This is a genomic window from Arthrobacter sp. MYb227 (genome assembly GCF_002975435.1).
Classification (GTDB): domain Bacteria; phylum Actinomycetota; class Actinomycetes; order Actinomycetales; family Micrococcaceae; genus Paeniglutamicibacter.
In genome coordinates this window covers 659,048-682,998 of the sequence record NZ_PCPT01000001.1, presented here as the reverse complement: position 1 = coordinate 682,998, position 23,951 = coordinate 659,048, and the positions used below count along the sequence as shown (strand labels likewise).

Sequence of the window (23,951 nt, the reverse complement as noted above, 5' to 3'; positions counted from 1 at the left end):
GTACGTGAACAAACACCGGTGGATCATTCTTGAACACATGGATTCAGAACAACGATTCATTGCAGGTGCTCCGCGAGATCGAACCCGCGCAAACACTACACAATTCCCTGCCCTCAGCACCGGACTTGCGTACATGCAAGTTCCAGGGCAAAGGCCGGAACCTACACATGAGCTCGCACGGATCGGTGTCCCAGAACCTGAATACGCTACGGCGCGCGCAATACTTTTCACTCGCGATAGCCAACTGGCCCAAACTGTGGCAATGATCGCGGTGGGCGCTGGTATTGAATTACAACAATGCACTAAGCTCAGCGCGCCACACTCCTCGACAAACGCTGTGGTATTGGTGGGGTCTGACTGTGTAGGTGAGATTTCCGGAACCTTTTTGGGACATAAAGTGGTGCTCACCGGAAACAGTGAAAATCAAGATATTTTGTGGAGGGCCGCCGCTGCAACACCCGGTGCACGAGTCGCCATACTGCCACATGGTGCGCCCTGGCTGGGGGAGTATCTAGGCGCACTGGGATTACAGGTCGGAGCGGCACAAGTGACATTGGTTGCCGGTGCCTGTGGGGGAGCCGGAACCAGCTCCCTGGCCGCGCTGCTTGCAGCAAACCACGTACTTGAGGGAGAACGCACACTTCTGGTTGACGCCGATCAACACTCAACGGGACTTTGGCAGATGCTGCGCAGCAAGGAACCAGATGGCATTGGGTGGGAAGACCTGCAACAAAGCCGCGGAGCCTTGGCACCGGGACAGCTTGCAGAGATCTTGCCACTGGCCCAGGGCAGTGCTGTGCTTTCCTGGGTACGCGAACCTGGCTCTTATACCCCCAGCGAGGCCCTTCTGCTGGGTGTGCTCACGGCAGCACGGCGCATCTACCAACACATCGTTATCGACGCGGGAAGAATCCATGGGGTACCACCGGGACTACTGACTCTTTGTAATGACCAGCTTCTTGTCATGCCGGTACGTTCTGCCCTAGCCAATAGCCTTGGCAGACTTCCGGACGCCAGCTGGTCAATAGTCTTCACCGGAAAACTCAGATCGGGTATCGATACACGGGGCTTAGCCGCCAAACATTCGATGGATCTTGGCGGGTACCTTCCGTACCTGAAAAGCATCGAGCGCAGCGCAGCAGAAGGACGCCTCATGAGTGTCTTGGCCCGAGGCTCTTTACGCCGTCGGGTTGCCTCGATTCAACGAGGAACGCGGGGTGAATCATCATGGGCGGCCTGAGCGGCAGGCGTCGATGGGAACCGGAATTTCGGGACAACAAAAACCAAACCAATCCCGAGCTCCTCGAACAAATTCGCCTCAAAGCCCTCAACAATAACGGTGAGCTCAGCGACGTGGACCTAGCTTCTGCCGTGCGTGCCAGTGGAAACGTGATGGGTGCGCAAAGCAGCGCAGAAATGGTACAAAACCTCAGTCACGACATTCACGGACTGGGAGTTCTTGAGGAATTTGCTAGGAGACCTGGGGTTACTGATGTCCTAGTAGATGCCCGGGGACAAATTTGGATTGATGATGCCCAAGGGCTACGTCTCACGGGGGCTGGATTCAGTGATCCTGCAGCTGTTCGGGCGCTTGCAGTACGCTTCGCTGCGGGGGTGGGCAGGCGATTAGACGATTCACAACCGTTCGTCGATTTGAGCCTAGGAAGATACAGAGTTCATGCAGTACTTCCACCGATTGCTACCGGCGGAACTCTCATCTCGATACGTGTAAAGCATCAACAATCCCTAGGGCTGAATTCTCTGCTGGATCCCCAACACAGCGACTGGCTCCAAGCACTTGAAGCAATAGTTATGGCTCGGATGAATATTTTGATCAGCGGTGGAACCGGGGCGGGGAAGACAACGTTACTTTCTGCGATGCTCACTCAGGTACCTACGGATGAACGCATCATCGTTGTTGAAGACTCAGCAGAACTTATCCCTCAACATCCACACCTCATATCGCTTCAAACTCGAGGACGAAATGTGGAAGGAGTCGGAGAAATTGGGCTCAGCGACCTGGTCCGCCAATCATTGAGGATGCGCCCCGATCGGTTAGTGGTCGGTGAATGCCGGGGAGCAGAAATCGGAGATTTCCTAGGGGCAATGAACACCGGACACGAAGGTGCAGCAGGAACCATCCACGCCAATAGCGTCCAATCCGTCCCAGCCAGGCTGATCGCCATGGGTTCCCTAGCCAAGATGACACCACAAGCTACCGCCCTCCAAGCCGCAAGTGCACTAGATCTACTCATTCATGTTGCCCGCGACCCTCACACCGGAGTTCGCGGCCCCATTCAACTAGGGCACCTAGAACTAAGCAACGCCGGAAATCTTGAAGTACATCTGATCAAGGAACATGGAAGAGAAACCCAAGAATCAGTGGCTCTTGACTGGTTTCGAGAACGTCTTGAGGTGGGAGGAAAAACAAGCCCATGGTGATGATCATTTTCGCAGTATTTCTCGGCGGCCTATTCATATGGGTGCTCATGCATCCAACAAACCCACCGAGAACCCCAGCACAAGGATTCCTCACCGGCAGATTCGGCCGCATCTTTCAACGATCGACTAAGGATATTGCCTCCGAAACCGAAGACTATGCAAAGGTGATCCGACAACTTTCCTCGTTACTGAGCGCCGGAAGTTCAAACACCACTTCCTTTGAAATCCTAGAAAAAGTCTGGGACCAAGCACCAGGACAGGTAGGAAAGGACATTCATACCGCATGTCTTAGGACCCTGACCCAGGTCCGAACCGGCGGAACCATCCAAGAGGGACTAATCGCACATGCTGCACATAACAAACTAGCCGCAAAGCTGTGGAACAGGCTTGCATGGTGCTTTGCGATCTCCGAACGCTCTGGAGCAGCACTGGCGCAGTTGCTTGACCATCTTGCTACAGACCTTGAAAGCTCCGCAGATATGCGCAGGGCACTAGATGCTGCGCTCGCCGGTCCACGTGCCACAAGTAAGCTTTTGACGATCTTGCCAATGATCGGGCTGGGGCTGGGGCAGCTTTTGGGCATTGAACCGTTCACTGTATTGCTGACTCACCCGTTGGGAAGGATCGCAATGATCAGCGGAATCGTGTTGTGGGCGACCAACCGGTGGTGGTGCAAGAACATGCTTAGCAAGATCATGAGACTGGCCTCGGCATGATCTTCTACCTGTTGGCAGGAATTTTGGCAGGACTTGCGATCTGGCTGTGGGGCTCACCTAGCCCAAGCCGAGCGGTGGCACCAAGCCAAGAACTATCCGGAGGTGGCACTGTAGAACATTTGGAACCGCTGCCACTGGTTCTTGAAATGTGCGCAACTCTGCTTGAAACTGGGCTCCCAGTACGTTCCGTTTTGGAAGTCATCGGTGAACATGTCCCGGGGTATAAACCACTGACGAAGGTTGCCCGTGCCCTTGAACTCAACGTTAGTTGGGAACGTGCCTGGGCCCAGCTGCCCCCAAACATCCAAGCACTCGAGCCATCCCTACGCTTCACTCAAATGAGTGGGGCCCCCGCAGCTAAACTTCTTCGTTCGGCGGCCCAGACCGAACGCACCCGCGGGCTGCGGCAAGCAGAAGCAAGGGGCTCAGAATTCGGGATCAAACTAGTCATCCCCCTGGGACTTTGTGCTTTACCCGCATTCGTTTGCCTGGGGATCATCCCCATTGTCATTTCCTTGCTGCCGGATTTTTAGGGTGGGGTTCTTCCCCACACAGGTACGAAGACGCACCCACCTAGCAACTGGAATCCACAGCTATCGAGCTCCAAGAATCTGCGACCTCGGTACTGCCGCATACTCAAGTGCGAGCCATAACCAGATGTATTGCCAAAAAATAGAAGTTGCTTCGGCTCGCAGAGAACCATCAACGTCAGAACTGAAACTACACAGAAAGGCGGTTTGGCACATGGAACACGACGCCGAACTGAAGATGCCAGGACACATTGATGTGGACATTCTCGGAGATGAGGAAGGAAGCACCACCGCAGAGTTCGCCATTGTCACCTTGGCGGCCGTCGCATTCGCTGGTCTACTAGTCAGCATCCTCTCCAGCGGGGATGTGCGCGGCATGCTCATGGCTCTGATTCGTCAGGCTCTGTCCTTCTAAGGACCAAAAATGCAACGGCCGTACGAATCAGGTAGTAGCACTGCAGAAACCGCAGTGCTACTACCCGCCGTGGCGCTACTGCTCACGCTTGTGGTCTCCGCCGGAGCCGTTGGCGGAGAACAAATACGCATCCAACAAGCAGCAAGCGCCTCGGCCCGCGAACTAGCCCGCGGAACCAACACGGGAGACGCGATGGCCACCGCCAAACGAATCGGCGGGAACAACGTAGCCGTCACCCTGAACTCGGGTGCGCGCTACGCAAAGGTTTCAGTCTCCGCAATCATTAAAATCCCACTCGTAGGGGATATCGTCCTATCAGCCAAAGCCTCAGCACGCAAAGAACTCAGCAAATGAAGGAACTCTACAAAGCCCAAAATTCCAAAGGGGCTCAAGCAGGCAATGGCACGGTACTGATGCTTGCAGTTATCTGTCTGGGGTTTTTTGCGCTAGTCACGGTGCTGATGCTGACCGCGGCAAGTAACGCCGCAACCAAGGCCGCATCGGCGGCAGACCTAGCAGCGCTCGCAGGTGCCGATGCTGCGCGTTTTCTGATCCCTGGGGAGCCCTGTTCGGTGGCAACAAGTTCAGCGCATAGCAATGAAGCAATACTCACGCAGTGCAGCCGCATGGGAGCAAACGGGGAAATTGTGCAGATCTCGGTCAAGGTCCCGGTATCAATAGTTGGCTGGTTGCCGCCCTTGAGTGTTGCCACGGGGACCGCACGCGCGGGGCCACCACCACAACCGTGGCTAACCTTGCCCTAGGGACGAGTTTCCGTGGCCCGTGCCGCCTCGGTGAGAACTGCCGAGAGCAGACGTATTGCTCCATATTTATCTAAGGGGTTGTTCTTATTTCCGCATTTGGGGGACTGAACGCAGGAAGGACAGCCGCTGGCACATTCGCAAGCGGCTATCGCATCCCGGGTGGCACCCAACCACGTAATAGCCTTCTCATAACCGCGCTCAACAAACCCCGCACCGCCGGGGTGCCCGTCATAGACAAAGATGGTGGGCATTGAGGTATCCATGTGCAGAGCCGTGGACACCCCACCGATATCCCACCTATCGCTTGAGGCAACCAGGGGAAGCAAGCCAATTGCGGCATGTTCGGCAGCATGCAGGGAACCGGGAAATTCTTCGGGGCTAATCCCCGCGGCTACCAAGCGTTTTTCGGGAATGGTGAACCACACAGATTTCGTGTGTAGATCGCGTGCCTCAAGTTCCAAGGGTTCTTCGCTGAGAATCTCGTTGCTCATCACAGATTTACGCTGGAACGACACCACCTGAGTTGTCACCACGACATCTCCATAATGGGCGGTGATGGGGCCCCAATTCACGGATCGTTCAACGTCCTTGACCTCAACAGTTGTGATATCGCGGGCTTGGGTGTAGAAATCTGGGTTGGCTCGGGTGACCAAGACACAGTGATCTGTTTCGTTGAGTTCATCAACCACATAGTTTGTTCCCTGATGCACGTAGATGGCTCCGGTATGTGCTTGATAGTGGGTTTGTGGGGAATCCATGGTGCCTAAAAGTGCCCCCGTCTCGGATTCGATAATGCTTACTGGCCCACCGCCGTCGGCTCGCAGATTGACCATTGACGCAGCATGCTGTGGATGAGTCCAGAACCAGCCAGCTGGGCGTCGGCGCAAGAAGCCACGTTCTACCAAGGAATCAAGAAGTGCTGCGGCACTGGGGCCGAACGAGGGAAGATCTTCTGGCCGTAGCGGTAATTCTTCGGCAGCGGCACATAGATGCCCGGAGAGTACATAGGGGTTTTCGGGATCGAAAACCGTTGCCTCAACGCCCGACTCAAAGATGGCCTCGGGATGATTGACCAGGTAAGTGTCTAAGGGATCATCGCTGGCAACCAAGACGGCAAGGGAGTCTTGCCCTGCGCGTCCGGCACGGCCGATCTGTTGGAAGAACGATGCCCGGGTGCCGGGCCAACCTGCAACAAGTACCGCGTCCAGCCCTGCAACGTCGATGCCCAGTTCAAGGGCCGATGTTGAGGCAACACCTAGTAATGTTCCATCGCGTAATTGTTTTTCTAACTCTCGACGCTCCGCCGGCAGATACCCGGAACGGTATGCCGCAACTCGCTCGGGTAATGAGGGGTGCACCTGATCGACCATGCTGCGGGTGATTGTTGCAATAGTTTCGGCGCCGCGCCTGGATTTAATGAATGCAAGGGTGCGGATGTGTGAACACACGAGGTTTGCCAAGAGGTTTGACGTCTCTGCCACTACCGTGCGGCGAATTGGTGCTCCATTTTCGCCGCGTGCCTCGGTAAGCGGTGGTTCCCATAAGGCAATAGTTAGTGCACCCTTGGGTGAAAAATCATGAGTTACTTCCTGGGCCGGTGCTCCGATGAGCTTGGAAAAGGAAACAGCTGAGTCTGCGCTGGTGGCCGAGGCACCAATGAACACCGGGTTGGCTCCATAGTGTTCGCAGATTCGCCGCAGTCGGCGTAGGAGATTGGCGATGTTTGAGCCAAATACTCCACGATATGAGTGGGCCTCATCAATGATGACAAAACGTACGCGGCGTAATACTCGTGCCCACCATGTGTGGTTTGGTAGGAGTCCAAAATGGAGCATGTCTGGGTTCGAAAGAATAAAGTTTGCGTGGTCGCGGATCCAGCGCCGGCTCGATATTTCGGTGTCACCGTCATAGCTTGCCGCGCGCACGCTTGGAATTCCGAATCCGGTAATAGCCGCAAGTTGGTCAGCGGCCAGGGCCTTGGTCGGTGCTAGATATAACACCGTTGCGTCTTGTGGGGTGAGGCTTGCCGGGTTTTCCAGCGAGCTAGTGTGGATGGCGTTGAGTGCAGGAAGTTGGTACGCCAACGACTTTCCCGATGCGGTGCCCGTGGCAATGATCAGGTTTTGACCACTGATGGCTAGTTCGGCTGCCTGGATCTGGTGTAGGTAGGGGCTTTGAATTCCGGTGCGTTCAAATGCTTCACGTACCGTTGGGTGCACCCAATCCGGCCATTCTCCGGTCAGTGCCTCGCGAGCTTCGATGATGCGGGAATGGAGCAGCGCCGATGGCTCTGGTCCATGACCAAGCAAAGCGATCTGTTCCGAATAAGAGTTCACCGCATCATTGTTGCATCCATTGACTCATCCATGCGCTGAAACTGAGAAGGAGCGCTGGAAACAAAATGGTGGGGACCGGTTTAGACCGATCCCCACCACCAGTGAAAAAAGTTACTTTAGGCCTCTTGCTTACCTTCGAAAAGCACAACGTTGCCTAGGTTAGTCCAGCCTAGGTACTGGTAGAGCTGCTGGCCATCAACCGATGCAATGAGCAGCCCTTCTTCTACATCATGTTCGAGTGCCAATGACACTAGCGCACGCATAGTGAGGCTACCCAGCCCACGACGACGGAAATCCGGTGCAGTAATAATTCGGTCAAAGATCGCAAAGCCGTCAACCGCAGAGACGTGGCCGCTTGCGGCTACTATATCTGGGTTATCGACGGGATGAATTGATACATATGCGTGGGTATTGTCGCGTTCAATTTGGAATGCGAAGCCGTCTGCCGGACGTGGTTCCTCAACGTCGTGGCCGCTCATATCCGTAACCATCAGGACTTCTGCGGCATTGACAACCGTGAGTCCGGCAGCTCGCGCAGCCTCTACCAGCGAGGAAGTTTCACTGGCGAATGCCGTCAAACGACGCTTTGGATGCTTATGTAGCGTCTCGGCAACAGCCACCAATTCTTCATTGGAGGGCTCATAGATTACGTACTCCCAGTCTCCGGAAGTATCGTGGCGCAACGCGGCATGGACCCGACCCTCATGTCGGCTCTCATAACCTCGTGCACCAGCCCAGCCGGTGACCCAAGTACCAATTAGTTCATCGCTTGCAGTAGATCCCATGATTCGACCCTACCCCGTCTCTCGGTCCAAAGTGTTGCATTTAGGTGAACTGTTGCAGGGTTGAAACACTTGGATATCCGGTGATGGTTGCCACTTCTAGCGCCCTCAACGGTTTTTTGCGCATAGGCTTAACAGCGTGTCGCAGAACCGAATTGTCTTGTATTACGCTTTTACCCCGCTAGCCGACCCAGAGGCCATCCGTCTTTGGCAACGCGCCCTCCTCGAGAGGTGGGGTCTTCGTGGACGAATCATCATCTCCAAGGACGGTATTAACGGAACCGTTGGAGGTGAAATCTCTGATGTTAAGAAGTACGTCAAGGCCACGCGTGAGTACCCAGCTTTCAAGAAGATGGATATCAAGTGGTCGGATGGAGCTGCCGAGGACTTCCCCCGGATTTCCGTTAAGGTTCGTGACGAAATTGTCTCCTTTGGTGCTCCCGGTGAACTGAAGGTCAATGAGAGCGGTGTAGCCGGCGGCGGTGTCCATCTGAAGCCAGAAGCCCTGCATGAGCTGATTGATGCGAAAAAGGCTGCTGGGCAAGAAGTTCACTTCTTCGATGGCCGCAACGCCTTTGAAGCACAGATCGGCAAGTTCAAGAACGCCATTGTTCCAGACGTTGATACCACTCATGATTTCATCACCGAACTTGAATCGGGCAAGTATGACGACATGAAAAATGAGCCGATTGTTACCTATTGCACCGGTGGTATTCGCTGCGAGGTGCTTTCGGCCCTGATGATCGACCGTGGCTTCACCGAGGTCTATCAGATGCAAGGCGGCATCGTTCGTTACGGTGAAACCTTTGGCGATAAGGGCCTGTGGGAAGGATCCTTGTACGTCTTTGATAAACGTATGCACATGGAATTTTCAGACGATGCGGTAACCATTGGCAAATGTGTTTGCTGTGAAGCGCCGACCAACAAATTTGAAAACTGCTCAAATCTCTCCTGTCGCAACTTGCGTCTCTTCTGTGCCGACTGTGCGGCAACCGATGAGTTGCGTCGCTGCCCGGACTGCCAACCGGCGGCCGTAACGGCTACGAACTAAGAATTTATCTGCCAGGGGGCGGGTGAACGGGAATGAACTTGAATTCCTTGTCACCCGCCCCCTTTGGCGTGTCAGCACAAAATGGAGGTGAACTGCTATTCCTCTTGGTCGTGGACGCCCAGCCGGTAGAGCGTGACGGCAAGATGCAGGGAAGTCATGGTGTCGGCGTCGGTGAGTTCATGTCCAAGAACCTTCTCGATCCGGCGTAGACGGGCATAGACGCTCGGGCGGCTCAGGTGTAGGGCGCGTGACATCTCGGTGATACTACCGTTGGTCTGCAAGTAAATTTCGATGAAATCTAGATACTCGGGTTCGTCTAAGAATGGGGCCAACTGGTCATGAAGATAGGTGCGGGTTTCTTCCAGACTCAATAATTGCTGCATGAGCCAACGGAACCCCAGATCGCTGGCACGGTGGTAGGACGCCGAAGAATGATTCATAGATGAAGCAGAATGAGCCACCCTCCGGGCATCGTCTAGCCCTTGTGTCATCGTTTGAGTGAGGTTTTGCTCCGCCGTACCAATGCCCATGGTCCACTGGTTGCTTGCACCGAGGGTTCCTAACGCGGCTTTGAATCGCTCATGAATATCCAACAAGGCCTTATCAAGATCTACTGTGATCGGTAGGCACAAGATAATTCCTACTTCACCGCTGTTTAGCGGGTAGGCAAATGCCGTATGCGGTGCTTCAAGGAGCGCATTTTGAATCGCAATGACTAACGATTCACTATCTGCCACCGGCGAGGGCGAATCTTTGGGACGTTTACTGTTCAAAGCAATGGGAACAAATTGCTTTTGAGGCTTCACCCCCAACATATGTGCCCGCAACACTAGATCCTTTTCGATGGGTGCTTCGACGGATCTAGCCTCTTTGATCAGCTGCCCCAAGGAATCTTGCTTCAACAGTGAGATGTCCTGGGGGCCATGAATCAGCCTGGAGCCTATGAGTGTTCCGATCGCTTCGATGACCTTCGAAGCGCGTAGATTTCCTGCTCCGACGGGAGTCACCAATTGTCCGAGCTGACGCCCCTGAGCTATTACCGGGTAGAGCAGCCACTTGGCTTCGCCCACGATTCTGACACCGGAGAGCGGGGTGTTTCCGGGTAGTGCTGCCTGTAGGTAGCGGCGCATATTTTTGGCTCCAAGGCCACGATGAATAACGACTGTGGAATGGAAGTCTTCGAAGATCAGTGGCTCACCTAGCAGGTCAGCGATGCCGATGAATAAATCACGCACATTCAAATGCGCCGCGGCGGCCGACTCTAGGAAACTAGATACCGCATCGACCCCACTCAAACCACGGGCAGCCGAGTAGATCAGGTCATAGATGGTTTCGGTGATTTCTACAAAGCGGGCTCTATCGTCAAGCAGAATCACCGGTAGGGACGCGGTTTCGGCCGCCACGGCTAACTGTTTTTTGACCGCTGGAGCGTCGGTCAGAAACGAGAAAATTACCCCCGCAGCTCCCGCCTCGGCGAGGCTGGTCAAAAACTGTTTTGTGGTCTCCAGGGAGTCATCCAGCAACAGACCGGAGCTGAGGATTAGTTCCCCACCTTCAAGCAATCCGGCAAGATCTGCGGATTCAGTGACATGGATGCCGAATACGGGTAAGTCAAGGTGTTGAGCTTGGCCAAGAACTTGAGGATGTGCGTTACTAACCGCCGCGAAGCCAAGAATACGACGAATTGTTAGGGCCATTTACAGAGTGTAACAGTCTGAAAATTCAAGTGGTTACAGTATTTCTGTTGCGTGGCTCACAGGCCCCGGGTCAGTATGTAGTTAGTGACTTACAGAGCAGCAACAGCTCGGAAATTCGCCGAGTTAGCACTGCTTCTAGGCACTTCGATTAATTTCCCAAGGCTCTGCCGGATGGTAGACGAAGCACCCCTGAATTTTGACTAGGCATCGAATGTATTCTCAGAAATCAGACGAAATAGCGAAGGATCGACAAAGAAATGATGAAACCAAAGAATGTTCCTGCAGCTGGGCCTGACATGAGCCTTCAGGAGTTTGAAGCAGAACGTGATCGAGTATGTGGTGACTTCGCCGACCACGAGCTGGCTAAACAGCCCGGTCAACTCGGTCGCAGCGAATACGTGTTGGTGGGCATCCTACTGGCCGTGAGCTTTGCCTTAGTTCTGCTCCTTCAATAAGAAAACCACCTACTCACCCCACATATTTGCGCTAACGATCACATAGGAAACCCAATGGACTACACCGTTGAAGCAGAACGAGGAAGAGCTCCCTTGCCGCCATCAAAGCGGCTCTGGGGATTCTGGGAGTACACCTGGGCCAACGCGGCCCTAGCTATTGCCACCTGGGGATTCCTCATCGGTGGGTCCCTGGCACTTGTCGTTGATGTAAAAAATGGCTTGCTCGCCATTGTCTTAGGCAATGTACTGGGTGTGCTGCTGGTGGGACTCGCGGTATCCATCAGCGCAGGAAAGTACGGCACCGAACAATACACCTTCCTGCGCAGCGTATTCGGGCACAACGGTAGCCGGCTAATTTACACCATCGCCATGATCCTGCTGACCGTAGGCTGGTTGGTTGTGCTGGGGACCATGTTCGGTCGATCTATCGACTCGGCCATCAGCGTCATTGGAGACACCGAGCCGGATCCTAACGCCGGGTACATCTACCTGATTACCATCGTGGCGATCGCTTTGACCGCGTTTATCGTCGCCAAGGGTCCGACCTCGATCAAGGTGTTCAACACCATTGTTGCCCCGGCACTGATTCTTGTCATGGGCTTTATGATCTGGCTCTTCCTCTCAGATTCCTCACTTGCCGAAGTCTTGGCTCTCGAAGCGCTGTCCAAGCCCTTTGACTCCGACGCGGTGAACTTCATGATCGCGGTTGAAATCAATATTGCTGCCGGTTTCTCTTGGTGGCCCTACATTGGAAACCTCTCACGCATTACCAAGAATGAGCGCACGGCATTCTGGCCAAACCTCATTGGAATTGGCTTTGCCGCAAGCCTGGGCGAAGCCGTTGGACTCATTGGCGCGATCAAGTACGGAAACGCCGATCCAACCCAGTGGATGGCCGAAACCGGTGGCGTCTGGCTCAGCGTGATCGTGCTGGTATTCATTGCCTTTGCCAACATCACTTCCATGGCCAACATTCTGTACACGGCCATCGTGGGTCTTAGACAGATGTTTAGCTCGTGGTTCAGCAAAGTCTCCTGGGAATGGCTGGTGGTGGGCTTCTGTATCGTGCCGGTCATCGTGATGTTTGCGGTCCCGGGTCTCTACGACGGCTTCATGACCTTCTTGGTCTGGACTGCAGCAATCTACAGCGCATTGACCGGCATCATGATCGTTGACTACTACTGGCTCCGCCGCCAGCACGTTGATTTGAAGAACCTCTTCATCGAGGGAAAAACTTCGATCTACTACTTCACCGGTGGCTTCAACTTTGGGGCCTTGGCCGCAACGCTTGCCGGCATCGTCATCTTCACGATCACCTTCAACCCACTAACTTTTGAACACACCGCGTACTTCAGGTACACCACTGCATCATTGCTCGCGGCAGTTGTCGCCGGAGCTATTTACTGGATCTTCTCGGTCCTCTTCGTTATCCCCCGCGGGCTGGGTGGCTACCACGCAACCCCCAAAACAAACGCACCACTAGGAGCTGAAATATCATGACCGAAACCATGCTTGCCGCCTACTTCACCGAAGATAACGGCCCCTTGGAACTCCGTGAATCCGCAATCCCACAGCCGGGCAAGGGCGAAGTCCTCGTCAAAATGCAAAGCTGCGGCGTCTGCCACACCGATGTGCACTTCTGGAAGGGTGAAGACGAACTTCCGCGTCCCAAGCCGGCCATTCTGGGTCACGAGGGCGTAGGCTCCGTCGTTGCCGTGGGTGAAGGCGTAGAGCTCACCGCCGGAGAGCGCGTGGGCGTTGGCTTTGTCTATTCGGCCTGCGGTAACTGCCGCGAATGCCGCAAGGGCCTAGAAACCTACTGCCAGAATTCCCAGGCAACCGGCGTACACGTAGATGGTTGCTTCGCCCAGTACATCGTTGCCCCCGCCGAGTGGGTCACCCACATCCCCGGTGAACTCTCCTCCGAGGAAGCCGCACCACTACTCTGCGCCGGTGTGACAGCCTACAGCGCGGTGCGCAAGGCAAATATCGAACCAGGCTCCGTTGTCGTGATCTTTGGCCTTGGCGGTCTGGGTCAGTACGCCATCCAGTTCGCACGCCTCTTCGGTGCCAAGGTCATTGGCATTGACCTGGACCCGAAGAAGCTGGACATCGCCAAGGGCCTCGGTGCCCACGCTGCCTACGCACCGGGTGAGGAAGCAGAAAAAGCAATCCACGAACTTGGTGGCGCCGATGCACTGCTCAGCTTTGCCCCTTCACCGCAGGTCTTCCGCAACATGTTCACCCTTGCCGCCCCGACCGCACGCTTCATCCAGGTGGCACTGCCGAACAACCCCTTCACCTTCAAGGCAGCGGAACTGATCGACCTGGGCATCACCATCATTGGCAGCGCCGACGGTACCCGCTTAGAACGCGATCAGGTCATGGCCCTTGCCAAGGACGGACTGGTGAAGTCCAACGTTGAAACCCTGGACTTCAGCGACATCAACGTTGCTTTCAAGCGCTTGGAAGCAGGCGACGCCGAAGGCCGCCTCGTCGTCCAGTTCTAAAACTTCCCACACACCGCCACATAAACAACAATTTTTTCACTACCTAAACGAGAGGGAATTCCGATGAGCATCGACATCGCTGAAACCTACTTTGACACCTACCAGGTTCCGGCCGCCGTACGTAGCTTCCTGTCCCGGTCACACCAACTGTTTATTGACGGCGCGTGGGTTGATGCTTCGGACGGTGCCACGGTACCCGTCACCGAACCATCAACCACCGAGGTTATCTCCAACATTGCCAGCGCAACAGTGGCGGATTTGGATGCGGCGGTGGCCGCGGCACGCCGCGAATTCGACGGGGGAGCCTGGAGCCAGTTCACCCCCCTAGAACGCGAAGGCCTGCTACACAAGCTCGCCGATCTCATCGAGGCAAACACCGCAGAACTTGCCGTGCTTGAATCCTTGGATGTGGGCAAGCCACTTGCCGAAGCCGAAATGGATATCCAGGGCACCATCGACACCTACCGCTACTTTGCCGGCTGGGCCTCGAAGATCTCCGGCCGCAGTGGTGAAGCGGCAAGCCTACCGGGGGACTACGTCACCTACACCCGCAAGGAACCGGTGGGTGTCATCGGAGTCATCGTGCCGTGGAACTTCCCGCTGCAGACCCTGGCCTGGAAGCTCGGCGCGGCCCTGGCCGTTGGTTGCACCACCGTGGTCAAGCCACCGGAGGTCACCTCGCTGACCACGCTGCGCTTCGCCGAGTTGGTCGCCGAGGCCGGTATCCCCGGCGGCGTCGTGAACATCATCACCGGCAAGGGATCCACCGTTGGCGCGGCCTTGGCCGGACACCAGGGAATCGACAAGGTCACCTTCACCGGTTCGACCCCCACCGGCAAATCGGTGGGCCACGCGGCACTGGAAAACATGACCCGCATGACCCTAGAACTTGGCGGTAAATCCCCGGTGCTGGTCTTCGCCGACTCGGACTTGGACAAGGCGGTGGAAGAGGTGGCCTTTGGCATCTTCTTCAACGCCGGACAGATCTGTGATGCCGGATCCCGCCTCTACGTCGAAGATTCAATCTACGACGAATTCATGGGAAAGCTCGTGCAAAATGCCAAGAGCTGGGTCATTGGATCGGGTCTTGACCCGGAAACCACCATCGGTCCGGTCGTCTCCGAGAGCCAGTGCAACTCGGTGATGGATTACATCAAGATCGGCATTGATGAGGGCGCCACGCTCTTGTGCGGTGGCAACCGCCTGGATCGTCCGGGGTACTTCATTGAGCCAACGATTTTCGGGGATTGCAACAATTCGATGCACATCGTCCAGGAAGAAATCTTTGGTCCGGTCCTCGTCGCCCAGCGTTTTTCCACCGAGGCGGAAGCCATCGAACTGGCCAATGACAGCGAATTTGGGCTTGCCGCAACCATCTACTCGCAGAACCTGAACCGCGTCCACCGTCTCACCAAGGTGCTCAAGGCAGGATCGGTCTACGTGAACGCGCAAAGCTCAATTGACCCGGCCATGCCATTTGGTGGTTTCAAGAGTTCGGGCTTCGGCCGAGACCTAGGTCCGGAACAGCTCGATTCGGTCACCGAAACCAAGACCGTCTGGATCACGCTGTCCTAAATGGACGGTAACCAAGAATTTTAGGAGTTAGAACACCATGGTGAATTTCACCCCCGTCGGCCCGGTCGAGGCCACCGAAGTTCCGCGCTATGCGGGACTTGGCACCTTTGCCCGGCTTCCACAGATCGCCCAGGTCCCGGACTATGATGTGGCAATTGTTGGGGTTCCCTTTGACGGTGGAACCTCGTTTAGGCCAGGGGCGCGCTTCGCACCCTCGGCGGTACGCGAGGCGTCCCGGTTGTTGCGTCCCGGCTACCACGTAGAACTTGAAACCACTCCGGTGGCTCAGGCCCAGTTTGTGGATGCCGGGGACATCGCCTGCACCCCGTATGACAACCACAAGGCCGTGACACAGATCCAGGAACAGGCTGCCAAGCTGGTGGCCAAGGGCAAGACCGTGATCGCCATTGGTGGGGACCACACCATCGCCCTGCCGATGATCCGTGCGACCGCGGCGGTTCACGGTCCGGTAGCGCTGCTGCACTTCGACGCGCACCTAGATACCTGGGACACCTACTTTGGTGAGGAAATCACCCACGGCACCATGTTCCGCCGCGCCTTCGAAGAGGGCCTGCTGATCGAGGACCGCTCCATGCATGTGGGCATTCGAGGTCCGGTGTATGACAAGGACGATTTCCTGCGCGACCATGAGTTTGGTTTCCAGATCATCCGTTGTACGGACATCGATAAGATCGGCGTCCAGGCCGCTATTGAGCGCATCAAGGAGCGCATCGGGGACCTTCCGGTCTACCTGTCGATCGACATCGACGTGCTGGATCCGGCCTTCGCTCCGGGCACCGGCACGCCGGAAATTGGTGGCCTGTACTCGCGTGAAATGCTCCAGCTGATTCGTGGTCTGGTGGGACTGAACATTGTCGGTGCGGACGTGGTGGAGGTTTCTCCTGCCTACGACCATGCGGATGTCACATCTCTTGCTGCAGCCACGTTGGTCTTTGAAATGATGGCGCTGCTGACCAAAAAGTAAATTAGCCTCTGCCCCCTCAACGAGTAGGGCGCAGTTCTCACAAACACGGTGTGTGGCCATGAACGGATTGCCACACACCGCTATTTGCGTTGGGCACGGCAGCAGGGCTTTTCAGGAAATACTGATCTAGCCCACGCCCAGCATTGCTATGCCTCAGCTCAACAGGCTGCCGAAAAGGAAGTATTCGACCTGAGAATCGCGCTCGTGATTCATGGGAGATCTCCGCGAAACGCTCAATGCACTTGGCGGCCATGAGCGTCGCGACAATGGTGAACATCGCGCCAGTCTCAACGTCAGCACACCGAGGCGCTCGAGTGGGCCAATCCGCCTGCCGCAACGTGAATCCGGTAGGGAGCTCGGCGAGCGCTTCCAAGGTGCCCCCGGGGGATAGATGCTGCCCGGCTAAAGTGCGCCGCGCACAACAAAAGGGGGTGGTGCTTTCAACTAAGTACAGGCCAACACCCGGTGCGACGATCAAGCTGGGCAGGGGGGGATCTCGCGAAGCCAAGGTGGGGCAGTTATTAGGTACAAGCCACCGGCAGGGCGCCATGGGGTGGAGCCCCTGGATGTGTTGGTCGATGCGTTTGCACGGTGCTGCGGTGGCTGCTTGGTCAGCGTTGCGGTCAGTAAATTTATGTGAGTAAGCATTGTCCATGAGCACCGGTAACGCCGTTGGAAAATTCTCCGTATACAGCAGACCATGGCAAATAACCCCTGAAATATAAGTTGCTGACTAATATTTCAGGGGTTATTTGGGGTGAGACTAGTTGGCGGGCCACATTCCGGCCCGACCATCACCCGGTACCAAGCGTTCGGTCTCGGTGTGGAATACGGCGAGACCTCGTGCCTCATAGTTGGCAATAGCTGCGGGCCCGTCGAGTGAGCAGGTGTGAACCCACACCCGGGATACCGGCGCAAAACCCTCATGACGCGAATCGATATCCCATGCTCGTCTAATACCTTCGGTGAGCAATATGCCACCTAGACCCTGACCGATGCAGTCGGGGAAAAGACCAAAGTATATGATCTCAACCTCGGTTATCGACTGCTCGGGGGCATCCTGGGTGCCGGCTCTTGCCACTAGCTCCACATAACCGCCCGGAGCCCCATCGACGTAAAGCACATGGGTTTCGGTGCCCGGGGTACGCAGTAGCGATTCCCATTCGGCTCGCGGCAGATTCAAGCGATCCGCCCAATTCCATTCACTGCCAACACCTTGATAGAGGAACTTACTGAACTCCGGAGAAATCTCCTTCACCAGATCAATGCGTGCATGATCCGGCAGTGGCCGAGATGCTGGGATCAAGTGGTGGGCGGAGAACTGTTCTAAGTGTGTGGTGGTGACCTCAATCATGAGACCCATCCTAGTTTCTTCGTAGCCTGAATTTGGCCACGCTGGCTAGACTTGAGGCCGTGACTTCCAAAGAAAATTACGCAACGGTTCCAGATGCGCCGCGCAGCGATAACCAAGAATTACTCAATGCGCTGGCAAGCGACTTGGAACGTGGACGCTTTAGCCACGAGGCCATCATCGAGTTCCTGGGCGAGCTTGCCCACGAGGCCTTGATGCGAGACCAGCTCATTCCCGCGCTGCGCCTGATTGCTGCACAGGAAGAACCAGCGGCGCTTGGAACGATTCTTTGCCTCTTTATGCTGGGACGCGAAGTCACTCAAGATGACCTCGAAGCAGCGTTCCCCACGCTTAGCCGTGCCGGGCTTGAAACCTTGGGATTAGTCGAAGAGCACCCGGAAGTTTCCGGTTCCTTCCGAGCCCGCGTTGATTTGCGCCCACATGCCTCGGACGCGGATGCAGAAATCTGGGTTGCTAGTGATCTGGGGGCTCACCAACGTGCCGGAGTTTTGCGCCACGACCATGTACTGGGTATTGGTCAAGCATCCTTGACTCTTGCCCAAACGACCATCCGTCCTCAGGTGGAATCGGCGCTTGATCTTGGAACTGGCTGCGGTATTCAGCTCTTCCATCTCCTGTCACACGCCAAACATGTTGTCGCAACAGATATATCCGCCCGTGCCTTGGGGTTCACTAGGTTCAACCTGCTGCTGAATCACGCGGCACTGGGGCTGAACCCACGAGATCTTCAGGCCCGTGTGCAACTGCGTCTGGGCAGCCTCTTAGAACCGGTGGTTGGTGAACAATTTGATCTTGTGGTTTCCAACCCACCATTTGTGATCACCCCGCGCCACAGTGGCGAAAGCGAGGACGAACGCTTTACTTACCGCGATGGTGGAATGCCCGGAGATAGCTTGGTGGCAACATTGGTGCGGGAACTTCCTCGCGTGCTGAGCCCCGGAGGAAGCGCCCAAATGCTTGCCAACTGGGAGATCAATGAACCGGAAAGTGCTTCCCAAGAATTAGTCTGGAGTGGCGGTCCGCGTTCCTGGCTCATCCCCGGTGTTGAAGCCTGGTTTATCCAACGGGAACAGGTAAGCACGACCGGATACGCGGAAACCTGGTTGCAAGACGCCTCTCAAGGACGTGACAGGCAGGCGTTTACCAAACAATACGGCGCGTACCTTGATGATTTTGCCTCACGAAATGTTGCGGCAATTGGCTTTGGAATGGTCTGGTTGCGCCGCCCGAAAAACCCGAGCGTGACGCCCATGGGTCAGCTCTTTGAAGAAATCACCTACCCCATCGAGCAGCCCATCGGGCCCTATCTTGCTGCGGCAATTCACAGTGCGGATGCCTTGGATCTTGAGACCTTGGGAGATACCCACCTGGTGGTTGCCGAGGATGTTACCGAGGAACGTCACCAACGTCCCGGTGCCGAGCACCCCGGGGTGATTCTCTTGCGCCAAGGTGCAGGTTTGCGCCGTACCGAAATCATGGATACCGCCTTGGCCGGCTTCGTTTCCGCCTGTGATGGCGATTTAAGCGTATCTGCCCTAGTCGGCGCGCTGGATTCGCTGCTGGGTGAGGGCGATACAGAATTTTCTCAGCGCCTTTATGAAGGGGTTATTCGACTTATTAAGCGAGGCTTTCTACTCGAGATGCGAAACAACAGCTAAAGTTTTTTCGTATGAGCCAGAACACTTCCGTGAATCCAGCTGCCAAAGAGCGAGCTCTCACGCATACGCCCACCAAATCGGTGACAATCAGCGATCCTCAGGCTATTCGTGCGCTCGCTCATGAGGCGCGACTCACTGTCTTAGAGGAACTCTTCGCATCTCAGTCAACCCGTACCGCCACCGAGCTTGCCTCACGCTGCAATCTAACCCCCAGCGCCATGAGCTATCACTTGCGTGCCTTAGAAAAATACGGCTACGTGATTCGTGCAGCAAATGAGGGCGATGGACGCGAACGTCGTTGGAAAGCAGCTGGTGACGAACTGGTTCTCGGATCGCTCACGGACTCGGTATCGGCCAAGAACGCGTACCTAAACGTGCAGCTCAATGCGTTTAGGGAACGACTCACCGCCGAAATTGGGCGCCGTGATGAAGAACGCAGGGCCGGACATGAACCGGAAGCAGACCGTGCCCCGGTACTTACCACCGGGGTGGTCTTCCTTTCCGAATCCCAACGCAAAGAATTTATTGCCCGTGTCTATGATCTGGTCTATGAATACGAGGCTTTGGCAGAACCTGAAGAGCGCGGAGTAGATGGCGAACGCCTCTATTATTTGCTCTCTTTCCTGCCTGAAATTCGCAGCGAATAAGCGACAAAAACACTGCACGCCGTTCGGATTTCCCTTCGCTTGGCGGCGTGCGCTTGCTTTCACGGACCAGAATGCGGCTAACCTAGAGCAGGGAATGTGCTGTGCGCCCACTTTGGTGCACCACTGGTTGCTAATAGGAGTACTGTGCCCGCCAAGGCCAAAGAAAAGACCGGAAAAAAACTCGTTATCGTGGAGTCCCCGGCAAAGAGTAAGTCCATCGCCAAGTTTTTGGGCGAGGGCTTTGAAGTCGACGCCTCGGTAGGACACATCCGAGACTTGCCGCAGCCATCTGAGCTGCCCGCAGAACTGAAAAAGACCTCGGTTGGCAAGTTCGCAGTAGATATCGACAACGACTTTGAGCCGTACTACGTTGTCTACCCAGACAAGAAGAAGCGCGTCTCAGAGCTGAAGGCAAAACTCAAAGATGCCGACGCTCTGTATCTGGCAACAGATGCGGACCGCGAAGGCGAAGCCATCGCGTGGCACTTACTCCAGGTGCTTAAACCCAAGGTCCCGGTCTACCGCATGGCCTTTACCGAAATCACCCAAGAAGGTATCAACCGTGCCATGGAGAACATCCGTGAGCTAGATACCGACCTTGTCGACGCCCAAGAAACCCGCCGTGTGCTTGACCGTCTGTACGGTTACGAGATTTCCCCGGTGCTCTGGCGCAAGGTAGCCCGTGGACTATCCGCAGGCCGCGTGCAGTCCGTGGCAACCCGACTGGTCGTGGAGCGCGAACGCGAACGCATGGCCTTCCGCAGCGCTTCCTACTGGGATCTATCCGGTACCTTCGCCACAAATAACGGCGAAACCTTTGGTGCAAAGCTCGCCTCGGTTGACGGTGCCCGCGTGGCAACCGGCCGTGACTTCACCGACCGCGGTGAACTAAAAACTCCAAAATCTGGTGCGGTAGCGCACCTAGATGAGGCAAAGGCCCAAGCCCTAGCCCAGGGCCTGGAACATGCCGACTTTGCAGTCACCTCGGTTGACGAAAAGCCTTACACTCGTCGCCCGGCAGCCCCCTTCACCACCTCCACGCTGCAGCAGGAAGCAAGCCGCAAGCTGCGCTGGAGCTCGAAGTCGACCATGCAGGTTGCCCAGCGCCTGTATGAAAACGGCTACATCACCTATATGCGTACCGACTCGGTGTTCCTCTCCAACGAGGCAGTGAACGCGGCACGTAAGCAGGCAGCAGAACTTTACGGTTCCGAATCGGTTCCGGAAAAGCCACGCGTCTACAAGGCAAAATCCGGTGCCGCACAGGAAGCCCACGAGGCAATCCGCCCCGCGGGTGACTCATTCCGCCGCCCGGCCACGGTGCGTGCACAGCTCTCGGCAGATGAGTTCCGTCTCTACGAGTTGATCTGGAAGCGCACAGTTGCCTCCCAGATGTCAGACGCCAAGGGCTTCACGGCAACCATCAAGCTTGCCGGTGAGGCAACCACAGGCCAGGTAGCGGAGTTCTCCGCATCCGGCACCGTGATCACCTTCCGCGGCTTCATGGCCGCTTACGAGGAAGGCCGCGACGCGGCTCGTGAGGCCGAGGCAGCAGATGCTGCCGAGGAAGCTCGCTTGCCACAGCTGAAGGTCTCCGATCCGCTGGCCGGAACCGGCATTGAAGCGGCATCGCACACCACCAGCCCGCCGGCACGTTACACCGAAGCCTCGATTGTTGCAGAGCTTGAAGCCCGCGAAATCGGTCGTCCCTCAACCTTCGCTCCAACGATCTCCACGATTATGGACCGCGGCTATGTCACCAAGCGTGGCGGGGCTCTGGTGCCAAGCTGGATCGCGTTCTCCGTGGTGCGCCTGCTTGAAGAACACTTCGGCAAGTACGTCGACTACGACTTCACCGCCAAGCTGGAGGACGACCTCGATGAGATCGCCCACGGCACCCGCGGGCGCAGCGCCTGGTTGAAAAACTTCTACTTTGGCTCCGAAGAATCCGGCGAGCCGGGTCTGCAGTCGGTAGTGGAAAACCTCGGGGATATTGACGCTCGAGCCATCAACTCGATCGATATTGCCCCGGGCATTGTGTTGCGTGTTGGCAAGTTTGGTCCCTACCTTGAAAAGCCACTGCCGGCAGATGCCCCGGAAGGCACCGAGCCGCAGCGTGCAAACGTTCCAGAAGACCTGGCCCCCGATGAGCTCACCGCCGAAAAGGCAATCGAGCTGATGGAAAACCAAGGACCCTCCGAACGCGTGCTGGGTGTGGATCCGGAAACCGGACGCACCATTGTGGCAAAGGACGGGCGTTACGGTGCCTACGTCACCGAGGTTATCGTGGAACCCACCGCCGAGGAACTGGCAGCGATGCCGGTCGAGTACTACAAGAACGGGAAACCCAAGCCACCGAAGAAGCCAACCAAGGCCAAACCACGCACCGGCTCACTGTTCAAAACCATGAGTGTTGAAACGGTAACCCTTGAAGAAGCACTGCAGCTCATCTCGCTTCCGCGAGTACTTGGTGCGGATGCCGAGGGCGAAGAGATCACCGTGCAAAACGGCCGCTTTGGTCCCTATCTGAAGAAGGGTAGTGACTCGCGTTCCATTGGCACCGAGGAAGAAATTTTCACCATTACCTTGGAACAGGCGTTGGAGATCTACGCGACACCGAAGGTTCGTGGCGCCCGCGCCGCGGTACCCCCGCTTGCCGAATTCGGTGTCGATCCGGTCTCTGAGAAGAATATTGTGGTCAAGGAGGGACGCTTCGGTGCTTACATCACCGATGGCATCACCAATATCACCATCCCGCGGGATACCACCCTTGAAGAGCTGACTCGCGAGCGTGCCATCGAGCTGCTGGCAGATAAGCGTGCCAAGGGACCGGTCAAGCGCAAGACCGCAACCACAGCCGCCAAGAAGGCACCTGCTAAGAAGGCTCCGGCCAAAAAGCCTGCCGCCAAGAAGGCACCTGCTAAAAAGACCGAACAGTAAGTTCTGTGATGTTGAGGCGAGAGGGCACCACATGAGGTTGGGCGTTCTAGATATCGGGTCGAACACGGTTCACCTATTACTTGTTGACGCGTATCCGGGCGCCCGCCCGGTGCCCTTCGCCTCGCATAAACGAGCACTATCCCTGGTCCAATATCTTGATGAGCACGGAGCCATCAATGAGGCGGGGCAGGCCGAGCTCCTTGACTTTGTTCATGAAGCCGCCCAATTCGCCTCAAATCATCATGCAGAAGACCTCTTGGCCTTCTGCACCTCGGCAATTCGTGAATCGGCAAATGGTGAACAAGTTCTCCAACGCGTGGTTGATGAAACAGGAGTTGTGCTTACCGAACTGACCGGCGAGCAGGAAGCCGGGATGACCTACTACGCGGTGCGCCGCTGGTTTGGGTGGAGCTCCGAAACTCTTCTCAACCTAGACATGGGTGGCGGATCCTTCGAAATGGCCCTGGGCCAGGACGAATTCCCCACACTTGCTCATTCGGTACCCCTGGGCGCCGGACGGTTGACTCGTGAATGGTTACCGCAAGACCCGCCAACCATCAAACAGGTCAAGGCATTGCGTAACCATATACGTGAGGTACTTGCCGAGCCCGTGGCCGAGCTACGCCAATTTGGGAAACCAACCATGGTCACCGGTACCTCAAAGACCTTTAGGTCGTTGGCACGGATCACCGGGGCAGCCCCCTCGGCCGAAGGCCCCTACGTTAAACGTGTGCTACGTGCCGAATCGCTCAAGGTCTGGACCAACCGCTTGATTGCCATGAATTGGGACGAACGCGCAGACCTGCCCGGAGTTTCGGCAATTCGTGCCCCCCAAATGTTGGCCGGAGCGATTGTTGCTCTAGAAGCGATGAATGCCTTAAAGATTAAATCCTTGCGTATTTGTCCGTGGGCACTGCGTGAGGGCTTGATGCTACGGCGCTTTGATCACGTGTTGTTTGACTCCACTGCCCCGCTCAGTAGTAGCGTGGGGGTTGGAGAGGTTGCCCTGGGCCAATCGTCCTTGGTTTCCATGTCCCGGAGCACTAGCGTTCTTTAGTAAGAGATAGGGGCCATGC

The 23,951-nt window shown here is 56.1% G+C and carries 21 protein-coding genes; 17 read left to right on the top strand and 4 right to left on the bottom strand.

The features are described from left to right. Positions 1-37 precede the first annotated feature (37 nt). The 7 genes from CQ018_RS03275 to CQ018_RS03245 all read left to right on the top strand — a co-directional run bounded on the left by CQ018_RS03275 (position 38) and on the right by CQ018_RS03245 (position 4,867). Positions 38-1,240 carry a hypothetical protein gene (locus tag CQ018_RS03275; RefSeq protein ID WP_105548504.1) on the top strand — a complete coding sequence of 401 codons (1,203 nt, stop codon included), beginning with the start codon at positions 38-40 and terminating at the stop codon, positions 1,238-1,240. Then, entirely contained in the window at positions 1,228-2,442 is a 1,215-nt protein-coding gene (locus tag CQ018_RS03270) for a TadA family conjugal transfer-associated ATPase (protein ID WP_105548503.1), read from the top strand. Before CQ018_RS03275 ends, CQ018_RS03270 begins: the two co-directional genes overlap by 13 nt. Then, the gene (locus tag CQ018_RS03265) at positions 2,436-3,158 is read left to right on the top strand and encodes a type II secretion system F family protein (RefSeq protein WP_105548502.1); all 723 of its coding nucleotides are present in this window, start codon (positions 2,436-2,438) and stop codon (positions 3,156-3,158) included. The genes CQ018_RS03270 and CQ018_RS03265 overlap by 7 nt, the downstream gene beginning before the upstream one ends. Beyond that, positions 3,155-3,691 carry a type II secretion system F family protein gene (locus CQ018_RS03260; RefSeq protein WP_105548501.1) on the top strand — a complete coding sequence of 179 codons (537 nt, stop codon included), beginning with the start codon at positions 3,155-3,157 and terminating at the stop codon, positions 3,689-3,691. The genes CQ018_RS03265 and CQ018_RS03260 overlap by 4 nt, the downstream gene beginning before the upstream one ends. A gap of 211 nt (positions 3,692-3,902) precedes the next feature. Next, positions 3,903-4,103: a DUF4244 domain-containing protein gene (locus tag CQ018_RS03255; protein ID WP_105548500.1), complete on the top strand. Its 201-nt coding sequence runs from the start codon at positions 3,903-3,905 to the stop codon at positions 4,101-4,103. A gap of 9 nt (positions 4,104-4,112) precedes the next feature. Next, a complete protein-coding gene (locus CQ018_RS03250; protein ID WP_105548499.1) occupies positions 4,113-4,457 on the top strand; it encodes a TadE family type IV pilus minor pilin in 345 nt (114 codons plus the stop codon). After that, complete coding sequence (locus CQ018_RS03245; RefSeq protein WP_105548498.1) at positions 4,454-4,867, top strand: Rv3654c family TadE-like protein; 414 nt, start codon at positions 4,454-4,456, stop codon at positions 4,865-4,867. The genes CQ018_RS03250 and CQ018_RS03245 overlap by 4 nt, the downstream gene beginning before the upstream one ends. Here the strand turns inward: CQ018_RS03245 and CQ018_RS03240 are convergent. Together CQ018_RS03240 and CQ018_RS03235 are read right to left on the bottom strand one after the other, a co-directional pair. Next, positions 4,864-7,203 carry a DEAD/DEAH box helicase gene (locus CQ018_RS03240; protein ID WP_105548497.1) on the bottom strand — a complete coding sequence of 780 codons (2,340 nt, stop codon included), beginning with the start codon at positions 7,201-7,203 and terminating at the stop codon, positions 4,864-4,866. The genes CQ018_RS03245 and CQ018_RS03240 overlap by 4 nt on opposite strands. A 116-nt stretch (positions 7,204-7,319) precedes the next feature. After that, complete coding sequence (locus CQ018_RS03235; protein WP_105548496.1) at positions 7,320-7,988, bottom strand: GNAT family N-acetyltransferase; 669 nt, start codon at positions 7,986-7,988, stop codon at positions 7,320-7,322. 136 nt (positions 7,989-8,124) lie between these two features. Between CQ018_RS03235 and CQ018_RS03230 the strand changes: the two genes are divergently transcribed. After that, positions 8,125-9,036, top strand: coding sequence for a rhodanese-related sulfurtransferase (locus CQ018_RS03230; RefSeq protein ID WP_105548495.1), 912 nt, complete (start codon positions 8,125-8,127; stop codon positions 9,034-9,036). Positions 9,037-9,131: 95 nt separating this feature from the next. On the opposite strand, the gene CQ018_RS03225 is transcribed toward CQ018_RS03230, so the two are convergent. Then, entirely contained in the window at positions 9,132-10,733 is a 1,602-nt protein-coding gene (locus CQ018_RS03225; RefSeq protein WP_105548494.1) for a PucR family transcriptional regulator, read from the bottom strand. 257 nt (positions 10,734-10,990) lie between these two features. Here CQ018_RS03225 and CQ018_RS03220 point away from each other — a divergent pair, with 257 nt between their 5' ends. From CQ018_RS03220 to speB, 5 genes are all read left to right on the top strand, one after another. Next, on the top strand, positions 10,991-11,188 hold the full coding sequence (locus CQ018_RS03220; protein ID WP_105548493.1) for a hypothetical protein: 198 nt from the start codon (positions 10,991-10,993) through the stop codon (positions 11,186-11,188). A gap of 54 nt (positions 11,189-11,242) precedes the next feature. Then, on the top strand, positions 11,243-12,688 hold the full coding sequence (locus CQ018_RS03215) for a cytosine permease (RefSeq protein ID WP_105548492.1): 1,446 nt from the start codon (positions 11,243-11,245) through the stop codon (positions 12,686-12,688). Continuing rightward, positions 12,685-13,698, top strand: coding sequence for an alcohol dehydrogenase catalytic domain-containing protein (locus tag CQ018_RS03210; protein ID WP_105548491.1), 1,014 nt, complete (start codon positions 12,685-12,687; stop codon positions 13,696-13,698). Before CQ018_RS03215 ends, CQ018_RS03210 begins: the two co-directional genes overlap by 4 nt. Positions 13,699-13,761: 63 nt before the next feature. Next, positions 13,762-15,273, top strand: coding sequence for an aldehyde dehydrogenase family protein (locus CQ018_RS03205; RefSeq protein ID WP_105548490.1), 1,512 nt, complete (start codon positions 13,762-13,764; stop codon positions 15,271-15,273). Positions 15,274-15,310: 37 nt separating this feature from the next. Next, positions 15,311-16,258, top strand: a complete 948-nt coding sequence (gene speB, locus CQ018_RS03200; protein ID WP_105548489.1) for an agmatinase — start codon at positions 15,311-15,313, stop codon at positions 16,256-16,258. A gap of 763 nt (positions 16,259-17,021) precedes the next feature. Here speB and CQ018_RS03190 read toward each other — a convergent pair. Beyond that, a complete protein-coding gene (locus CQ018_RS03190; RefSeq protein ID WP_219843986.1) occupies positions 17,022-17,612 on the bottom strand; it encodes a GNAT family acetyltransferase in 591 nt (196 codons plus the stop codon). A gap of 59 nt (positions 17,613-17,671) precedes the next feature. On the opposite strand from CQ018_RS03190, the gene CQ018_RS03185 reads away from it, so the two are divergent. The 4 genes from CQ018_RS03185 to CQ018_RS03170 all read left to right on the top strand — a co-directional run bounded on the left by CQ018_RS03185 (position 17,672) and on the right by CQ018_RS03170 (position 23,932). After that, a complete protein-coding gene (locus tag CQ018_RS03185) occupies positions 17,672-19,288 on the top strand; it encodes a methyltransferase (RefSeq protein ID WP_258142376.1) in 1,617 nt (538 codons plus the stop codon). Positions 19,289-19,299: 11 nt separating this feature from the next. After that, positions 19,300-19,935 (top strand): helix-turn-helix transcriptional regulator, encoded by a 636-nt coding sequence (locus CQ018_RS03180; protein WP_105548486.1) that lies wholly within the window; start codon positions 19,300-19,302, stop codon positions 19,933-19,935. Between the two features lie 144 nt (positions 19,936-20,079). Further along, on the top strand, positions 20,080-22,875 hold the full coding sequence (gene topA, locus CQ018_RS03175; protein WP_105548485.1) for a type I DNA topoisomerase: 2,796 nt from the start codon (positions 20,080-20,082) through the stop codon (positions 22,873-22,875). A 31-nt stretch (positions 22,876-22,906) separates the two neighbouring features. Then, positions 22,907-23,932, top strand: coding sequence for a Ppx/GppA phosphatase family protein (locus CQ018_RS03170; RefSeq protein ID WP_105548484.1), 1,026 nt, complete (start codon positions 22,907-22,909; stop codon positions 23,930-23,932). Positions 23,933-23,951 lie beyond the last annotated feature (19 nt).

Excerpts from the sequence above, each read along its gene's own strand:
- CQ018_RS03275 (WP_105548504.1), top strand. The coding sequence starts at position 38 with ATGGATTCAGAACAACGATTCATTGCAGGTGCTCCGCGAGATCGAACC.
- CQ018_RS03270 (WP_105548503.1), top strand. The coding sequence starts at position 1,228 with ATGGGCGGCCTGAGCGGCAGGCGTCGATGGGAACCGGAATTTCGGGAC.
- CQ018_RS03265 (WP_105548502.1), top strand. The coding sequence starts at position 2,436 with ATGGTGATGATCATTTTCGCAGTATTTCTCGGCGGCCTATTCATATGG.
- CQ018_RS03260 (WP_105548501.1), top strand. The coding sequence starts at position 3,155 with ATGATCTTCTACCTGTTGGCAGGAATTTTGGCAGGACTTGCGATCTGG.
- CQ018_RS03255 (WP_105548500.1), top strand. The coding sequence starts at position 3,903 with ATGGAACACGACGCCGAACTGAAGATGCCAGGACACATTGATGTGGAC.
- CQ018_RS03250 (WP_105548499.1), top strand. The coding sequence starts at position 4,113 with ATGCAACGGCCGTACGAATCAGGTAGTAGCACTGCAGAAACCGCAGTG.
- CQ018_RS03245 (WP_105548498.1), top strand. The coding sequence starts at position 4,454 with ATGAAGGAACTCTACAAAGCCCAAAATTCCAAAGGGGCTCAAGCAGGC.
- CQ018_RS03235 (WP_105548496.1), bottom strand. The coding sequence starts at position 7,988 with ATGGGATCTACTGCAAGCGATGAACTAATTGGTACTTGGGTCACCGGC.
- CQ018_RS03225 (WP_105548494.1), bottom strand. The coding sequence starts at position 10,733 with ATGGCCCTAACAATTCGTCGTATTCTTGGCTTCGCGGCGGTTAGTAAC.
- CQ018_RS03220 (WP_105548493.1), top strand. The coding sequence starts at position 10,991 with ATGATGAAACCAAAGAATGTTCCTGCAGCTGGGCCTGACATGAGCCTT.
- CQ018_RS03215 (WP_105548492.1), top strand. The coding sequence starts at position 11,243 with ATGGACTACACCGTTGAAGCAGAACGAGGAAGAGCTCCCTTGCCGCCA.
- CQ018_RS03210 (WP_105548491.1), top strand. The coding sequence starts at position 12,685 with ATGACCGAAACCATGCTTGCCGCCTACTTCACCGAAGATAACGGCCCC.
- CQ018_RS03205 (WP_105548490.1), top strand. The coding sequence starts at position 13,762 with ATGAGCATCGACATCGCTGAAACCTACTTTGACACCTACCAGGTTCCG.
- speB (WP_105548489.1), top strand. The coding sequence starts at position 15,311 with ATGGTGAATTTCACCCCCGTCGGCCCGGTCGAGGCCACCGAAGTTCCG.
- CQ018_RS03190 (WP_219843986.1), bottom strand. The coding sequence starts at position 17,612 with ATGATTGAGGTCACCACCACACACTTAGAACAGTTCTCCGCCCACCAC.
- CQ018_RS03180 (WP_105548486.1), top strand. The coding sequence starts at position 19,300 with ATGAGCCAGAACACTTCCGTGAATCCAGCTGCCAAAGAGCGAGCTCTC.
- CQ018_RS03170 (WP_105548484.1), top strand. The coding sequence starts at position 22,907 with ATGAGGTTGGGCGTTCTAGATATCGGGTCGAACACGGTTCACCTATTA.